General features: G+C 53.1%; 15 protein-coding genes. 7 read left to right on the top strand and 8 right to left on the bottom strand.

Annotated features, from left to right (window positions below):
• Nucleotides 1–105: 105 nt before the first annotated feature.
• A complete protein-coding gene (locus ACFSW5_RS25105; protein WP_379279694.1) occupies nucleotides 106–2,409 on the top strand; it encodes a helix-turn-helix domain-containing protein in 2,304 nt (767 codons plus the stop codon).
• A 132-nt stretch (nucleotides 2,410–2,541) separates the two neighbouring features.
• Here ACFSW5_RS25105 and ACFSW5_RS25110 read toward each other — a convergent pair whose 3' ends face one another.
• Nucleotides 2,542–2,817, bottom strand: coding sequence for a hypothetical protein (locus tag ACFSW5_RS25110; protein WP_379279697.1), 276 nt, complete (start codon nucleotides 2,815–2,817; stop codon nucleotides 2,542–2,544).
• 562 nt (nucleotides 2,818–3,379) lie between these two features.
• Between ACFSW5_RS25110 and ACFSW5_RS25115 the strand changes: the two genes are divergently transcribed.
• Together ACFSW5_RS25115 and ACFSW5_RS25120 are read left to right on the top strand one after the other, a co-directional pair.
• Complete coding sequence (locus ACFSW5_RS25115; protein WP_379279699.1) at nucleotides 3,380–3,661, top strand: hypothetical protein; 282 nt, start codon at nucleotides 3,380–3,382, stop codon at nucleotides 3,659–3,661.
• A 106-nt stretch (nucleotides 3,662–3,767) separates the two neighbouring features.
• Entirely contained in the window at nucleotides 3,768–4,367 is a 600-nt protein-coding gene (locus ACFSW5_RS25120; RefSeq protein WP_379279702.1) for a hypothetical protein, read from the top strand.
• A 98-nt stretch (nucleotides 4,368–4,465) separates the two neighbouring features.
• On the opposite strand, the gene ACFSW5_RS25125 is transcribed toward ACFSW5_RS25120, so the two are convergent.
• The 4 genes from ACFSW5_RS25125 to pdxR form a co-directional block, all read right to left on the bottom strand.
• Complete coding sequence (locus ACFSW5_RS25125) at nucleotides 4,466–5,890, bottom strand: aldehyde dehydrogenase family protein (RefSeq protein WP_379279704.1); 1,425 nt, start codon at nucleotides 5,888–5,890, stop codon at nucleotides 4,466–4,468.
• A gap of 56 nt (nucleotides 5,891–5,946) precedes the next feature.
• Nucleotides 5,947–6,378, bottom strand: a complete 432-nt coding sequence (locus ACFSW5_RS25130) for a threonine/serine exporter family protein (RefSeq protein WP_379279706.1) — start codon at nucleotides 6,376–6,378, stop codon at nucleotides 5,947–5,949.
• Nucleotides 6,375–7,151 carry a threonine/serine exporter family protein gene (locus ACFSW5_RS25135; protein ID WP_379280243.1) on the bottom strand — a complete coding sequence of 259 codons (777 nt, stop codon included), beginning with the start codon at nucleotides 7,149–7,151 and terminating at the stop codon, nucleotides 6,375–6,377. Before ACFSW5_RS25135 ends, ACFSW5_RS25130 begins: the two co-directional genes overlap by 4 nt.
• A gap of 151 nt (nucleotides 7,152–7,302) precedes the next feature.
• Nucleotides 7,303–8,757 (bottom strand): MocR-like pyridoxine biosynthesis transcription factor PdxR, encoded by a 1,455-nt coding sequence (pdxR, locus tag ACFSW5_RS25140; protein WP_379279709.1) that lies wholly within the window; start codon nucleotides 8,755–8,757, stop codon nucleotides 7,303–7,305.
• 123 nt (nucleotides 8,758–8,880) lie between these two features.
• On the opposite strand from pdxR, the gene ACFSW5_RS25145 reads away from it, so the two are divergent.
• The 4 genes from ACFSW5_RS25145 (at nucleotide 8,881) to ACFSW5_RS25160 (ending at nucleotide 12,451) form a co-directional block, all read left to right on the top strand.
• Nucleotides 8,881–9,447: a pyridoxamine 5'-phosphate oxidase family protein gene (locus ACFSW5_RS25145; protein ID WP_379280246.1), complete on the top strand. Its 567-nt coding sequence runs from the start codon at nucleotides 8,881–8,883 to the stop codon at nucleotides 9,445–9,447.
• Nucleotides 9,448–9,491: 44 nt separating this feature from the next.
• Nucleotides 9,492–10,355 (top strand): arylamine N-acetyltransferase family protein, encoded by an 864-nt coding sequence (locus ACFSW5_RS25150; protein WP_379279711.1) that lies wholly within the window; start codon nucleotides 9,492–9,494, stop codon nucleotides 10,353–10,355.
• Nucleotides 10,356–10,607: 252 nt separating this feature from the next.
• Complete coding sequence (locus tag ACFSW5_RS25155; RefSeq protein WP_379279713.1) at nucleotides 10,608–11,885, top strand: glycosyltransferase family 39 protein; 1,278 nt, start codon at nucleotides 10,608–10,610, stop codon at nucleotides 11,883–11,885.
• Between the two features lie 35 nt (nucleotides 11,886–11,920).
• Nucleotides 11,921–12,451, top strand: coding sequence for a GrpB family protein (locus ACFSW5_RS25160; RefSeq protein ID WP_379279716.1), 531 nt, complete (start codon nucleotides 11,921–11,923; stop codon nucleotides 12,449–12,451).
• 234 nt (nucleotides 12,452–12,685) lie between these two features.
• Here the strand turns inward: ACFSW5_RS25160 and ACFSW5_RS25165 are convergent, their stop codons facing one another.
• From ACFSW5_RS25165 to ACFSW5_RS25175, 3 genes are all read right to left on the bottom strand, one after another.
• Entirely contained in the window at nucleotides 12,686–14,032 is a 1,347-nt protein-coding gene (locus tag ACFSW5_RS25165) for a serine hydrolase domain-containing protein (protein ID WP_379279718.1), read from the bottom strand.
• 93 nt (nucleotides 14,033–14,125) lie between these two features.
• A complete protein-coding gene (locus ACFSW5_RS25170) occupies nucleotides 14,126–14,584 on the bottom strand; it encodes a MarR family winged helix-turn-helix transcriptional regulator (RefSeq protein WP_379279720.1) in 459 nt (152 codons plus the stop codon).
• A 277-nt stretch (nucleotides 14,585–14,861) separates the two neighbouring features.
• Nucleotides 14,862–15,752 carry a response regulator gene (locus tag ACFSW5_RS25175; protein WP_379279722.1) on the bottom strand — a complete coding sequence of 297 codons (891 nt, stop codon included), beginning with the start codon at nucleotides 15,750–15,752 and terminating at the stop codon, nucleotides 14,862–14,864.

Below are 15,752 nucleotides of genomic sequence, written 5' to 3' on the forward strand. Positions count from 1 at the left end.
ACTTAATGATTATCGCGCAGCGAGATGATTATTGCCCGCCCATGACCGATCCACTACAATAGCAATACCATTACCATTACATTCCCAGGAGAAGGTGAAGCAAACGTGCGTTCATTAAGTTACCTTTCCAAAATGACGTTGTTCGGCTTTCTGCTCGCCACGCTTCCGGTTCTTTTTATCGGCACGTTCTCTTATTTAACCTCGTCGAACGAGATTCAGAAAAATGTCAACCAAGGTAAAATGCAGTTGATTATGCAAATTAACTCCAATTTAGAGCAAAAACTAAAGACTGTCAACCAAACGCTTAACCAGGTCATCAACTCCTCGGTCATGAAAAAAGCTCTTCACATCAATATAACTGAAAACGATTTCATGATGTACAACGACCTGCGGGCCGAAATCCGCTACATGCAATCTTTCGATACGAAGCTTGAGGATGTCGTTCTGATCAACAACCGGTACAACTGGATGATCAAAAACTCCGGCCTTTATCAGTTCGATCAATACGCCTATTACGACCAGCTGGCCGCCCTGCTGAACCTGCCGGACTCGACCTCCTGGTCCATCCACCCGTCCAAATGGTTCTACAGCGAAGAAAACGCCGACAGCCCCGCCTGCTCCTACAGCATCAGTCTGATCAAGAAGCTGCCCGCTGCCGGGCTCGAACCGTACGGACTTGCCATCGCGAACATTCCGGCTTGCGATCTGCAGGCGCTGCTCGATACGAACGGCTCCGACCTGAGCGGCATTCTGGTGCTGGACGAACAAAACCGGGTCGTGCTGCACTCGGACAATACGCTGATCGGAGAAGCCGCGGAGAAGGCCGGACTTGCCGACCCTGCTCGGCTTGACGGCGCTTCCGGCCAATACGAGACGCGCATCGGCGAGCGGCCGTTCTCCATTACGTACTATCGCTCCGAGTTCAACGGATGGGTATACGTCAGCTACGATTCCATCCAAAACATGACCCGCGAATCGAACAAAATCGGCGCCTATACGTTCTACGTCTGCTTGTTCATGCTGCTGGTCTGCATCGCGATCGCGTGGTTCGGCTCCAAGCGGATGTATTCGCCGATCGAGCTGCTGCTGAGCCAGTTCGGCCAGCGCAAAGACCGGAGGACGCGCGACGAATTCCAGCTTATCGGCGAACAGGTGCATGCGTTGTTCCAATCGAAGTCGCGGCTGGAGGACGAGGTGCGAAAGCAGCTGAAGCAGGTGCGCACTTTTTTCCTGATCCGGGCTTTCCAGGGCAAAGTGAAAGCGAAGGAGCTGCACGACAAGCTGGAGCAGTTCGGCTACGGACCGCAGCTGGGGGAATGGAAAACGATGTCGGTCCTCGCCGTGCAGATCGGCGCGCTGGACTCGACCCGATACGAGAAGCAGGACCTGGAGCTGCTGCTGTTTGCGGTTCAGAACATCGTAGAGGAGCTCATTCCCGACGGAGAGCGGCTTGCCCCGGTCGTCATCGACCATACGGTCGCCGCGCTGATCGGCAGCGCCGAAAGCGATCCGGCCGCATTTCAGGCCCGCATCTATGCCGCAACCGAGCAGCTGATGGCGCAAATTACAAGCTATTTAAGCCTGCAGGTGAGCATCGGGATGAGCTTGCCGTTCCATGACCTCAAGACGATCGCCATCGCGTACAAGGAAGGCTTGGAGGCGCTCAAGCACCGGTTGACGCTGGGGGACGGGATTATTATTCAATTCGAGAATATTAATTCCGGCAAGCCGTATATGAAGCCCAATTACCCGACTCATCTGGAGAACGAGCTGATGGACGCGATCAAGCTGGCCAATGCGGAGAAAGCCAAGGAGCTGCTCGGACAGCTGCTTCGCAAAGTGTTCGCCGCGGAGATGTCGCCGCAGGAATACCAGATTCCGCTGTCGCGGCTGCTGAACAATCTGCTGACGATGATGCAGGAATCGGGCATCAGCCTGAAGCAAATTCACTACGGCACGAGGACGTTGTTCGAGGAGCTGCTCGATTGCCATCTTGCGGCGGAAATCGAGGACTGGTTCTGGACGGCGGTCGTCCATCCGATGATCAAGGTGTTCCGCGACCGCCAGGACGCGCAATACCATAACATTTCCGAGAAAATGATCGAGCTGATCCACCAATATTACGATACCGACCTGACGCTCGAGGAATGCGCCGCGCGGCTGCATTACAACGCCAACTATTTAAGCAGCGTTTTCCGCAAGGAAACGAATTATTTTTTCAGCGAATATTTATCGGCTTACCGGTTCAACGTCGCGAAAAAATGGCTGGCCGAAACGGACATTCCGATCAAGGACATCGCCGCCCGGCTGCGCTATAACAATTCCCAGAACTTTATCCGCTCGTTCCGCAAGCAGGAGGGCTTAACGCCGGGCCAATACCGGCAGAAAACATGGCAAATGCAAGCGTAACCGGTCTAGCGGCCTGCATGAGCCTTTTGACTTGACGAGAAAAACAAATAAGAGCTTGTCTTTGCCCGTAATCCGGTCCAAAGCAAGCTCTTATTCGGTGTTCCTATCGTTACAGTCTTCCGTACTCATGAATTAGTCCAACACGCTTTCCGATTGATCGTCGCCGGAGCTTGCGGCAGCTTCCGCTTCCGCAGCCTCCTCTTCAAGTACCGCTTCTTCCTCGTCGGCTTCTTCCGCTTCCTCTGCGGATGCCTCTACTGCATCGTCGTCCGCTTCTTCCTCAGCGGCTTCTTCCGCAGCTTCCTCCGCTTCAGCATCAGCTTCCGCTTCGACTTCGTCGGCCGCCTCTTCTGCAACCGCTTCCAAAACTTCGTCTTCACCGTCGATGATTTGATCCTCTTGGCTCATTTGTTTCACCTCCCTTGTCCGGTTACTATTCATTCTATCCTTTTTCCTAAACGCGGCAAGAGGTGTAAACTGTCGCCCGCTGTTGCAATTTGGCGTTTCTCATTACAAATTGTTTCAGAAAGATAACGAGCCTTCCCGCATGACGGTCGAAGGCCCTAGCGTGACCTGCCTAATTACAATTTGGATAAATACCATGTTCTATCTTCTTTAGGGTTAATTTTCGATTAAAAAGTTGCGGATGAATAGAGCTGAAACTTAACTATCGCAAAATGATTTACAATAATTATAAAAATAATAAAATGCTCTTGTATAATATTGGGGGAAAGTTCAACTTTCAAAAGGAATGATGCTTATCGAGTAACTAATATGACTAAACTAATATAATTTATTTCAGTTCGGACTATGGAGGGTAAAATAATGAAAAATACACGATTAAATCGCTCTATGTTAATACTATCTTGTTCAGTTGTCGGTACTGTAGCGTTTGCAACCTTTTCAAGCGCAACGATGTTTAGTTGGGACTCCGGAATATGTTAGTTCTTCAGGAACAGTAACAGTAAGAGTGAATGATGATAGTCTAGATTCGCCATATAGTGGGAGTAACTATACGGGTGGCATAGCATTATGGAATGATAGCAGTGCAAACGTAAATATCATAGACAGTGCCTGGTCAACGTCAAATGCTGATTTAATTTCTGTTGAAGAGGACATATGGAATGAAAATGGCTGGGGAAATGGATCAGCATGGACACAACCCGTTAGAGATGATGGTTTAATTTGTGCAGAATATCCAACAAGTAGTGGTGGTTGCGGTAGTAGTGATACTATTGATTATGCTGTCTGAAAAAGATACATCTCTTATGACACAATCACTAGCAGGAGGCTTAAAACCTTCGAATTATGACATCAATGAATTAACTAATAAATATAACTAAGGAGAAATAGAACAGATGAAAAAAAAGAGAGTTATTTCTGTAGCGCTTGCATTGTCTATTTCACTAGTTGTCGGTTCGGTTGCCGGCATTGCTTGGAGTAGATTTGAACAGCAATCAGCCGCTCATTCTGATTTAAGCATAAATTCTTCTAGCGATACTCTAGAAGAAGAGTTTTGGAACGTCGACTTAATTGTTCAGGGAATCGTTATAAGCGAAGGCGAAACTTTTAAAAAGGCTTCCGGCATTACAACGAAGGCAGACTCTTCGTTCGATGTAACTCCGGCAACGATTCAAGTTAACAAAGTACTGTATGGTAACACGGATGAAAGCACTATAACATTTCTTCAACATGGGTCGGACAAAGATTTAAAGGCAAGTAAAAAGTTTGTAGAGAAGGGCAAGGAGGTCATTCTAATCCTTACAAAAACCTCCAGCGGAGCGTACTGGTCCTATAATTTTGAAGACGGGATTTGGAAAGTGGCGAACGGAAAAGTGACATCGGATTCCGCTTCGGAATTATTGCAATCTGCGGATAAAGCCGCAACACAAGGCCAGGATATAAACAGCTTTATCAAGAAAATTGTAAAAGCAGCCAATAATAAGGTTGAAAAATAAAGCTTTAAGCAAACTTCGCAAAAAAGCAGGACCAGCGAATATGCTGGCCCTGCTTTATTTCTTACAGCTAAAAGATTTTATTACGATTCGTCTTACATTTACAGCTTAAACGAAATAAACTTGATCTCCATCTGCTCTTCCACCGCATAGCGGACGCCTTCCCTGCCGATGCCGCTGTCCTTGCGGCCGCCGTAAGGGATCTGGTCGGTGCGGAACGTCGGGATGTCGTTCACGATAACGCCCCCGGCGTCGATATGCTGCGCGGCGCAGAAAGCCCGGTCGATGCGCGGGGTGAAGATGCCGGCGTGCAGGCCGTACCGGGAATCGTTTACGGCGGCGACCGCTTCTTCCAGCGTATCGTAAGGCGCGATCGTCACGACCGGGCCAAACACTTCTTCGGCGACAACCTTCGAAGACGGATTGGCCCCGGTCAGCACCGTCGGCAGCGCGATGTTCCGCTCCGGCTCGGCTCCGCCGCACCTGAGCTCGGCCCCCTCCCGGACCGCCTCGTCGATCCAGCCCGTCACGCGTTCCCATGCCTTTCGTGAAATAAGCGGCGTAATATCGGTGCTCTCCTCCTCAGGAGCGCCCGACTGGAGCTTACCGGCCCGTTCGACGAAGCGCTCCACGAACTCCCCGTACAGCGAACGGTGCGCATAAATCCGCTGGAGCGAGATGCACACCTGGCCGTTGTAGACGAAAGCTCCTTCGACGCAGCGGTCGACGATCGAAGCGACATCTGCGCCTTCGTCTACGATAAGAGCGGAGTTGGAGCCCAGCTCCAGCGTCACCTTGCGGAGCCCCGCCTGCCGATGAATGATTCGGCCGACCTCCGGGCTGCCGGTGAAGGTGACGCCTTTCACGCGCGGGTCCGTCGTCAATATTTCGCTAAGCTCCGCGCCGTAGCCGGGAACGATGTTCAGCACGCCGTCCGGCAGACCCGCTTCCCGGAACAGCTCCGCCAGGAATAAGGCGCTGAGCGGCGTCTGCTCCGCCGGCTTCAGCACGATCGTATTGCCCGCGGCAATGGCCGGTCCGACTTTATGCGCCACCAGATTGAACGGGAAATTAAACGGCGTAATCGCCGTCACGACGCCGATCGGCGTCTTCACCGTAAAGCCGAGGCGGCCGGCTCCGCCGGCGGCGGCATCCATCGGCACCTGCTCGCCCGCCACCGCTTTGGCGGCTTCCGCGGCAAAGCGGTACGTCTCGATCGTCCGGGCGATCTCGCCGCGCGCCGCCCGTATCGGCTTGGCCGCCTCCTGCACGAGCAGGCGGACGCATGCTTCGCTCCGCTCGGCCAGCAGCTCCGCCGCCCGGTACAAAATATCCGCCCGCTTGTAGGCGGGCATATGTTTGAACGACTGGTAAGCCTCATGCGCGCTTACGATGGCGACTTCCGCCTCTTCGGCATCGGCCATCGCGACCTCGGCCAGCAGCCGGCCGCCGTACGGCGCGTACAGCGGCTCATAACGTTTGGCCTTGCGCCATTCGCCGCCGATCCACAAATCGTATCGTTCCATTCTGACAACCTCCTTCAACGCTTGCCCTCGCTTATGTATACCCGGTCCGGCCCGTTTTAAATCCGCGATCTGCGGATCGCCTGATTGATCACTTCGGAGAAGACGAGTCCCATCGCGATCGCGCCCGAGATCATGAACGCTTTGGACGCCAGCTGCAGCGCCGTGTCGTAATCGTATCCGACGAAGCTGCGCATCGCGTCGTACGCCGTGCCGCCCGGCACAAGCGGGATGATGCCCGCCACGCTGAACACGATAATGGGCGTCTTGTACACCTTCGCGAAAATCTGGCTGACGACCGCCACGACGCAGCTTGCGACAAGCGCGGCGATAATCGGATCGACCGGAATCCGCAGGCAGGAGGTATACAGGAACCACCCGAGCATGCCGACAAAGCCGCACTGGATAACCGTCCTTCGCGGCACGTTAAACAGGACGGAGAAGCCCGCCGTTCCGATAAAGCTGGTAATAAGCTGTTCCGCCATGTTCATCCGATCATCCCCGTTCCGTTATAAAGCGACAGGACAAACGCGATGCCGGAACCGATGGCAAAGGCGGTAAGCAGCGCTTCGGCTCCTTTGGACAAGCCGGAGACGAAATGCCCCGCAATCAGGTCTCGCACCGCGTTCGTAATGAGCAAGCCCGGCACAAGCGGCATGACCGAGCCCAAAATAATCGAATCCAAATTGCGCCCGACGCCGGCCGTCACCGTCAGGCAGGAGAGAACGCCCACCACAATGGCGGCCAGCAGCTCGGCGAACAGCTTGGCGCGCACGAACCGGTGGAAGAAGGTGACGGTGCAAAGCGCCGTCCCGCCGATGACGAATGCGGCCAGAAAGTCGCTCCATTCGCCTCCGAACATAATCATAAAGCAGCCGCTTGCGATTGCCGCGCTCAGCAATTTTACCCGGAACCGGTACCCGACCTCCTTCTTTTCCAGCTCGCAGAGAAGCCGGTGCGCTTCTTCTACGGTCAACAGGCCTTGGCTAAGCTTGCGCGAAATATCGTTCACATCGGTCACCTTCTGCAGGTCGGTGGAACGCTCCGATATGCGGACCAGCCTGGTGACCGGCTCCGATCCGTCGATCGCAAATATAATACCCGTCGGCGTGACGTAGCTATGCGCATGCTCCAGCCCGCAAGCCGCCGCAATCCGAATCATGGTGTCTTCGACTCTGTACGTTTCCCCGCCGCTTTCCAGCATGATTTTGCCGGCAAGCAGGCATAGCTTCGCAACTTCGCCCGACGGGCTGTTCCTGTGAATCACTGCCCAATATCCCCTAACGTTCGATAATAATGCTATTATACCATCCGCACGGACGGTATGCCTGTCCCGCACATCGCGGCAGCAACATCAAACTTGGTCCCGACGCATCAAGTCTCGGACCTAAGGAACCGACGGGGGCTCCTCTCCATCACCTTCTTCCAAACCAAGCTTCCGCCAGCAGCCTGATGCCGGGCTCGATGTCTTGCTCCTTGACCCCTCCGAATCCGAGCATGACGCTCGAACGGACGGAAGGATCCGGCTCCGCCCAATGCTTTAAAGGCGAATAGATCCGAACGCCGTTATGAGCCGCCAGCTTCTCCAATTCGCCGTAATCGCGGTCTTTCACGAGCAGGATCATATGCAAGCCCGCATTGTAGTCCGCCGCTTCGACGCGCTCCCCCATATGCCTTCGGACAGCCCGCAGCACAGCCTGATGCTTCAGCTGGTACAGCCTGCGCATCCTGCGGATGTGCCGGTCGAAATAACCTTCCTTCATAAAAAGAAACAACGCTTTCTGCATGAGCGGAGAGACGGACTGGCTTTCGCCGCCGGCGTTTGCCCGGAAACGGGCGGCCAGATGCGGCGGCACGACCGCATAGCTTAAACGGGCCGCCGGGAACAAGCATTTGGAGAACGTTCCGGCATAGATGACGCGTTCGTTCCGGTCCAGCGACTTCAAAGCCGGAATCGGCTGCCCCTGATAGCGGAATTCGCTGTCGTAATCGTCCTCGATAATATAGCCGTCCCGCTCGGCGGCCCATTGCAGCAGCTGCATCCGCTTCTGCACGGGAAGCACCATCCCCATCGGGAACTGGTGCGAGGGCGTCACATAGACGGCGCCCGCTCCGCTGTCCCTGAGCCGCTTCACGTCGATGCCGTCTTCCTCGAGCGGTATGGGCGCAATCGGACAGCCGTGCAGCCGAAACATAACGCGCACCCCGTCATAACCCGGCTCCTCCATCGCGACAAGCCGGCCCGCCAGCGGCAGGTGCCTGCATAGAAACCCGACGGCCTGCTGCGTTCCCGCGAACAGAAACAGCTGCTCCGGCTCGCAGTCTACCCCGCGGGAGCGGCGCAGATAGGCGGCGATTTGCCCCCGCAGCTCCGGCTCGCCTTGCGGATCGCCGTAGCCAAGCGTCTCCGAGGACGACAGCAGCGCTTCGTTCATGCATCTTCGCAGCATGCCGACCGGGAAGATGCCGGCATCCACGTCGCCGTATCTAAAATCGTACCGGACGGGACGAGTTTGCCCGTTACCGGCCGTCCCGCCTCGATCCGCCCCGCTGCCGGACGTCCCGCTCGGGTCCCGCCCGGCTTCCATTGCGCCGGAAGGCGACTCGCCGGTAACGGGCTGCTGCCAGGCCGGCATAATGTACAAGCCGCTCCGCGGCCGGCTCTCGGCATACCCTTCCGCCAGCAGCTGCTGGTATACCGTCTCCACCGTCTGCTTGCTGATCCCGAGATGCGAGGCCAGCCGGCGAATGGACGGCAGCTTGTCGCCATCGGCCAGCGCCCCCGCTTCAATCTGCTTCCGGATATAGCGGTACAGCTGCATGTACAACGGGACGCTGCCGTCCCGATCAAGCGCGGGAGTCAAATCCATATCGATCGCATCCCATCTGTCCTTATGATTTTGTTATAAACTGTCTATTTTGAACAGGTCAAATGTTTCCTACAATCATTGTATCATACGATTTTCGTACGAGAAGGAGAGATTTCCATGAGCATGCAGCCGATTCGATACGCGAAACGCGAGTGCCGGGATCAGGACAAAATCGACTTGTTCCTTCAGCAAGCCGCTGCCGGCTATCTCGGGTTGTCCGTTGACGATATGCCTTATGTCGTGCCGCTCAATTACGTTTGGCTGAACGGAGCCGTTTATTTTCACGGGGCCGCCGAAGGCCGCAAAAACGATATGATCGCCCGTAACGCCCAAGCTTGCTTTACAGTCTGCGAATCGCCGGGGACGATCGCATCGCCGATCCCCGCCCATACCGACACGGCGTATATGAGCGTCATGCTGTTCGGCGCCGTTCGGCCGGTTGAAGGGCTGGACGAAGCGGTGGAGGCGATGCAGGCCATGCTGGACAAATATGTGCCGGGCTACTTCAACCAGCCGCTTGCGGCAAGCCATCTCGACAAGTACCGCTCGTCGCTCGGCAGCCGGACGGTCGTCATGAAGCTCGTCCCCCATACGATAACCGCCAAGGAAAACGATCAGCCGGAGAGCGCCTTGTTTTACAGGGGACGCAAAGCCGCCGACGATGCCCGAAGCCGCAGCGGCGAGGGTTAAGAGGAGAATAAGAACGAATTTTTCTGAACGGAGGGAACTTGTCTATGCTGACGAACGAGGAAATGATAAACTATTTGGCCAGACTCGGAATTCGCGAGATTCAGCCGCCGACCCGATCCTTTTTATTTGAACTCCATAAAGCCCATGTAGAGCGGATTCCATGGGAAACCGTCGATATTTTTGCCGGAAAGCCGGTCCCCATCGATATTAAAGCGTCCGTACAACTGATGGTGAACCGAAGAAGCGGCTATTGCTTCCATCTGAACGGGGCATTCGGCGAGTTATTGCGCGCCTTAGGTTATCAGGTTTCATGGCACAGGGCCGGCGTTCAGCCGCTTGGTGAAGAGCCTCGCGTCAATTCTTTTCATCTTGGAATGACGGTCTGCTTCAAGAACGAACAAGAAGCGGATGAGAGATGGATCGTCGATGCCGGTCTGGGCGATATGCCGTATGAGCCGCTGCCTCTTCGTCCGGGAATTTATCAACAAGGTCCCTTGATGTATAAGGTCATGGAGTCCGGCGTGACGAAAGGCGGTTGGCGGTTGGAGCATGATCCTCAGGCTTCGTTTGCCGGCGCCGATTATGCACCGGATGTGGTCCATGATCTGGAGGAGTTTAAACCGAAACACGAAATTTACAGCCGTTCGGCGGATTCTCCCTGGATGAACTTGTTTCTGGTTCGGCACAGGCATGCAGCCGGAAGCAACGAACTTCGAGGCTGCGTCTGGATTAAACGGGAAGGGCGCGATATCGTGAAATCGGAAATTCAATCGAAATCGCAATGGCTGGAAATCTTGGGCGACGTTTTCGATGAACATTTGGTTAGCTACAGCGGTCAGGAACGCGATGAGTTATGGAAAAAAGCTTGGAAGCTGCACGAGGAATGGAAACGAAAAAATGCTATATAGTCGGTTTCTGCAACTTTCCAGCGAGTGGAAACGTTAGAGATATAAATCATACAAGTTAACCGCTGGATTGGAGTAAATATGTCTTTTATTAACCGAATCCTCTGCGTAACAGGCGGAGGTTTTTTTCTGACCGTTTTCATTTCTTCCTTTGTGAATACTGTGGGCCAATTCGGATCCGCATGGTTGGCGATTGCCGCGCTTGTCGCAGCCTTCATCCCGGCGCTGCTTATCATCCACTGGACATGCAGCCGCATGAGTAAGATAAAGTTTCTTATCCTTATCCTGTCTTTGGGGTTCGGTCTCCGGATCGCCTGGATCTTATGGAATCCGGCACCTCCGGCATCCGATTTCCTATTTATGTACAACGCCGCTCTTCACGCGGCTGCCGGCGACTTTTCCTTCGGCGAATCTCCTTATTATACGAGCTTCCCTTATCAGTTCGGCTTTACCATGTACGAAGCTTTGATCATCGGGCTGTTTGGAAATCATCATCTGTTTGTTCTCAAGCTCTTGAATGTCTTATTTAGCACAGGTACCGCGCTTGTCGTCTATCTGTTCGCTTCAAAGGCGTTTAACGAGACCAGCGGCAGGATCGCCATGCTGTTCTATCTGTTTTATCTGCCTAATATTACGATGTGTTCCGTGCTGACGAATCAGCATATTTCCGTTTTCCTGTTTCTGCTCGGCTGCTTGCTGCTGCTTCAACGCGGCGATTCGGCCGTTCGCTGGCTGCTCGCCGGACTGGCTTTGGGGCTCGGAAATTTGATGCGTCCGATCGGGGTTGTTTATTTGGCCGGGATGCTATTTTTTTTCGTTCCCGTATCGTGGCGCTTATGGCGGACAGCCTTTAAACGGCAAACGGCGATTAATGCCGCAAAACTGGCAGGAGCAATCGCGGTGTATGTTCTTGTACAGCTTTCCGCCAGCTTTCTGCTTGTTTCGTCCGGGATTGCCGGGCAGCCCTTATCCGGAGGCGATAAATATTGGAAGTTTATGGTTGGTCTGAATGCGGAAACGAACGGCAGCTGGAATATGGAGGACTCCCGTTACGCGAACCGGTATGCTTTCGGAGAAGAACGTCATCGGGCTGAACTGATCAAGATTAAGGAGCGGCTGGAGAACAAGCCGGAGCTGCTCGCATTGATGGGCAGGAAACTGACTTTGCTGTGGGGATCCCCGGATTCGTCCCCTTATTGGAGCTTGCAGGGCATTAACAGACAAGATTTAGAAAGCCTGCTGAGCAAATGGGAACAACCGTTCTACGTCCTGATGTGCGCTTTCGGAACGGTGAGCATGATCATGTTATGGAGATCCGGAAGGCAATCGGAAGCTGTATTTGGCTTGGTTGTGTTATTGCTATACGCAGCGGCTCATTTGCTCATCGAGATTCAGTCCCGTTACCGTTTGGATTTGATTCCCGTCTTCATCCTTCTGCAGAGCTGCGGCGCTTATCATGCTTATATTTGGATTCGGGAAGCCCGGCTTCCGTTTGGTTATGGCCAAAGAAACGGAAAAGAACTCGGGATGTGACGAGCGATTCGCGATGAAAGGTGAGAGAAAAGAAAATGAGAATCGTTGAAGTTATACCCTATAACAAACAGTGGGTTCAACAATTCCAAGAGGAAGCGAATCGGCTTCGCCAAATTTTAGGTCCGGAATTAGTCGAGATTCATCACATCGGAAGTACGTCCGTATCCGGACTGGCCGCTAAGCCGATCATCGACGTTATGCCTATCGTCCAGAATATTCATCTTATCGATCAGTACAAAGAATGCATGATTTCGAACGGATACGAACCGAAAGGCGAGAACGGCATCCCGGGAAGACGATACTTTGTAAAGGGGGGCCATAACCGATCTCATCATATCCATATTTATGATGCCGGAAATCCGCAAATCCAAAGGCACCTTGCATTCCGGGACTATCTGAGAGCCCATCCCGACGCAGCGAGAGAATATGGCGAATTGAAAACGAAGCTGGCCTCGCAATTCCCTCATGACATAACCGCGTATATCAAAGGTAAAGCAAAATTTGTTGAAAAAATCGATAAACGGGCAACCGATTGGTATGCAAGTAACGAAACAGCCAAACCTTAGACAAGGTTTGCGTCGCAAACCGCTCTTTGGCCGATTATAGGAGGTAGAACATGCATAGTTCCACTTTGATGATGCAGCTGTTTCCGATCATCCTTGTTATTGTTTACCGGCTGTTCATTTTACTTGGGCTATATGCGCTTTACTTTAGATTAAATCGTATTGCATAAATTGGGATGAGTATAGCCCAAGCCGCTCCGTTATGCGTTGAGCCAAAGTCTTCCGTTCGTTTAGTCGTTAAACGCGTACGGCTCTATGTTGACCCAACTGGTGGATGATTAGCTCCTCGGCCCGCCCGTATTCATCCGCAGCGAATTCAACCCGCACCTCGGGTACTATGATGAAAAATAGCGTTGAGCTAAGCGGATACAGCTCATATGAAGGCTGTCCAGGCAAGAGGAGTACGAGGCAATCCTGAACAATCTTAACTTTCAGGTGCTGACCGTCCTCCAAGACGTAATCGCCCTCATAGCCGGCATAAACTGCCGGATCGAGCGGGATCGCCTCTGGCTGCGCCTTCGGCTCAGGAATAGGGACAGGCTGTCCAAACAGGATACTTTCGGCAGCTTGAATGACCGCTTGCTGGGACTCGATATCGCGGTCCGTATTGCTGAGATAGATGAGGGTCTGATCGTTATCCAGATATCGGGTCATCATCGTATAATAACCTGGCCAGCCTCCGCTGTGGGAGACCGACTTGCCCTTTGAATCGTCTTCCGAAATGATCCAGCCGAATCCGTAATCGAATGCTTCTCCATTATTAAGCCGTCCGGGCGTAAAGGCCTCCATCCAGGCTGTCTTCGTTATCAGTTCCCCTGCTTCGATGGCCCGATCGAAGCGGTACAGGTCTTCAATCGTCGACTGGACCGTGCCGTCCCCTTGAATGCCGTCCAAATAAACGACGAAATCCTGATCCTCCAGCTCTTCCGGCAGACGATAATCATGGCGCTTCCAATCGTACGAATAACCGATGGCATCGTTGGTCAGCTTCCTTCCCGCGAGCCTTCGGTTGAACACGCATGTCCGGTGCATCCCAAGCGGGTGAAACAGTTCTTGCTTCATAAATTCAGCAAAGGAGAGACCGGATATGCGCTCAATCAAAATGGCTAACAGCACATAACCGGTATTACTGTACATCCATCGTTCATTCGGTGCGAACAACACTGGCGGCCGATAGCGCTTCAGCATCGACAGCACATCGTCGTTGACGGCGATCCGGCTACGGTCCCAATGCTCGAGGAAAAGCAGCATGTAATCCGGTAGGCCGGATGTATGATGAAGCAAGTGTCGAATCGTCATCCCCGAATACGGAATATCCTCAAGCCAGTCCTCAATCGGGTCGTCATAGCCGAGACGGCCTTGCTGCTCTAGCAGCATGATGCCGGCGGCCGTGAAAGGCTTCGAAAGGGAGGCTAACTCGAAGACTGTATCCGGATTAAGCATCCGGCCGCTATCGCAATCCGCCCAGCCATGTGCTCCTTGGTACAGTATTTGCCGGCCTCTCGCGATTAACATGACACCATTGAACATTCCTTTGTCTGCAGCTGACTCAAGTAACTCCTCCATTTGCTTCGCTTCTTTCATATCCGGCTTCCTCCTTCATGATACGATAATTTATCGCTCTAAACATTTAAGCATACTTAACTAAAGGCCGAAAATAGCGGCATTTAAACCTTCTTAAATGCCGCTTTCCTTCGTTAATTCCGCCTCGACAATTCCCTTTAGCTTGAATACAAGATCCCGCATAGCAAGCAGCTCTTCGGGTTCAAGTTTGGCGTAAAAGCGTTCTGCAATGCTTTTCTCCACTTCTGCCTGCCGCATGAAATAGCGATGTCCCTGTTCTCCAAGCTCGACAAGAATCTCTCGTCTGTTTTGCGGGTTAATATGGCGTTTGACATAGCCTTCTTGCTCCAGTTTGGTAATTTGCTGGCTGACTGCGCTTGAAGTCATCTTCAATTTTTCAGCGAGTTCCTTTACCGTTTGCTGACGCTGTTGGTGCAAATACTCCAGCAGTATCGTCTGGGAAGCAGTAAGAGGACTGTCCAACAAGTCCTTGTAAACCTCAAGGAGCATGAGATTGCATGCGTATTCAGCGTCATTCATTTCCTTTACGATCCGATAAAGCTGCTCATTCATCCGTTTCACCTATCGATAATTAAGATCACTTAACTATTTAGTGTGCTTTAATCTTACATTCGTTATATATTGCCGTCAAGTCGATATGCTGCTAAGGTTGATTACCCGTTCCTGATCGATTGCATGCACAAAAGAACCTTCGGTCTCCGATGGATCGAAGGTTCTATCGCTTTATTCGGGACGTTCGATTTATACGCAACCGATTATCGATGAGTACGACACCCGGCTGCCTGACGGCCAATAGGCGCGTTCCGCTTAAACTTCCCTCCCGCCCCACTTACGCTTTCATCTTTTTCTCCAGCAGCTCCAAATAAAGAACTTGCAGAAACTTCTTGCAATTCACCTTGCAGCGCTCCGTCAGCCGCTTGTCCTCAAGCTCCTGCATCTTCAGCCGGATGTCCTGAAAATCGAAATAAAGCGGCGCGTAATGCTCGAACTTCGGATGGCCGTAATCCATGAGGCCAAGCCCGGCGATATGGGTGAGCGCCGCCTGCACCGCTCTGCGGATCCGCTGCTCGACGGCCTTGCTCTCCTTCTCCGGATCCTCGGGCCTCGCCTCCCGGGCCGCCGCGTCGTACAACAGCTTCAGCGGCGGCAGCTCCCGCTCTTGCCGCTCCATCAAATAATCGATAATGACGGCAATGTCGCGGCTTCCGCTTTCGGTGGCGATGCCGAGATCCATCAGAATCATTTGCGTCATTTGAGCGGTCGTGGGACTCTGGCTCTTGACGCTGGGCTCCTGCACTCTCGTGCCGATTTTGGACAACGAATCGGTAATTTCCTTCAAATAATGCCGAATCCACCACTGCTCGTTGATTCGGGAGAGAACGGCTTCCACTTCCACCTTGTTGATCGGCTTCTGAATGTAAAACTCGATGCCCGCCTGATACGCTTTACCGATCATATCCTTGTTCTCGATCTGGGAGATCATGACGTATTTGCCCTGGTATACCCGATTCTTCAGCCGGTTGATCGTCTCGATGCCGTCCTGGTCGGGCATCAGCAGATCGATCAGCACAATGTCCGGATTGCGCTGCAGAATCATCCGCTCGCCTTCGCAGCCGCCGCCCGCCATTCCGATCACTTCGCCGAACCCGCCGCGCTCGATGATCGTCTGCAGCATTCTGCGGCTGACCGCATCGTCGTCCACAATACAATAGGATGGCAT

It is taken from the genome of Paenibacillus thailandensis, from assembly GCF_042685365.1.
GTDB classification, from domain to species: Bacteria; Bacillota; Bacilli; order Paenibacillales; family Paenibacillaceae; genus Paenibacillus_AP; species Paenibacillus_AP thailandensis.

Coding starts and splice junctions, on each gene's coding strand:
- ACFSW5_RS25160 (WP_379279716.1), top strand. CDS start 11,921: ATGAGAATCGTTGAAGTTATACCCTATAACAAACAGTGGGTTCAACAA.
- ACFSW5_RS25145 (WP_379280246.1), top strand. CDS start 8,881: ATGCAGCCGATTCGATACGCGAAACGCGAGTGCCGGGATCAGGACAAA.
- ACFSW5_RS25165 (WP_379279718.1), bottom strand. CDS start 14,032: ATGAAAGAAGCGAAGCAAATGGAGGAGTTACTTGAGTCAGCTGCAGAC.
- ACFSW5_RS25170 (WP_379279720.1), bottom strand. CDS start 14,584: ATGAATGAGCAGCTTTATCGGATCGTAAAGGAAATGAATGACGCTGAA.
- ACFSW5_RS25175 (WP_379279722.1), bottom strand. CDS start 15,752: ATGCCATCCTATTGTATTGTGGACGACGATGCGGTCAGCCGCAGAATG.
- ACFSW5_RS25150 (WP_379279711.1), top strand. CDS start 9,492: ATGCTGACGAACGAGGAAATGATAAACTATTTGGCCAGACTCGGAATT.
- ACFSW5_RS25155 (WP_379279713.1), top strand. CDS start 10,608: ATGAGTAAGATAAAGTTTCTTATCCTTATCCTGTCTTTGGGGTTCGGT.
- ACFSW5_RS25110 (WP_379279697.1), bottom strand. CDS start 2,817: ATGAGCCAAGAGGATCAAATCATCGACGGTGAAGACGAAGTTTTGGAA.
- pdxR (WP_379279709.1), bottom strand. CDS start 8,757: ATGGATTTGACTCCCGCGCTTGATCGGGACGGCAGCGTCCCGTTGTAC.
- ACFSW5_RS25120 (WP_379279702.1), top strand. CDS start 3,768: ATGAAAAAAAAGAGAGTTATTTCTGTAGCGCTTGCATTGTCTATTTCA.
- ACFSW5_RS25125 (WP_379279704.1), bottom strand. CDS start 5,890: ATGGAACGATACGATTTGTGGATCGGCGGCGAATGGCGCAAGGCCAAA.
- ACFSW5_RS25130 (WP_379279706.1), bottom strand. CDS start 6,378: ATGAACATGGCGGAACAGCTTATTACCAGCTTTATCGGAACGGCGGGC.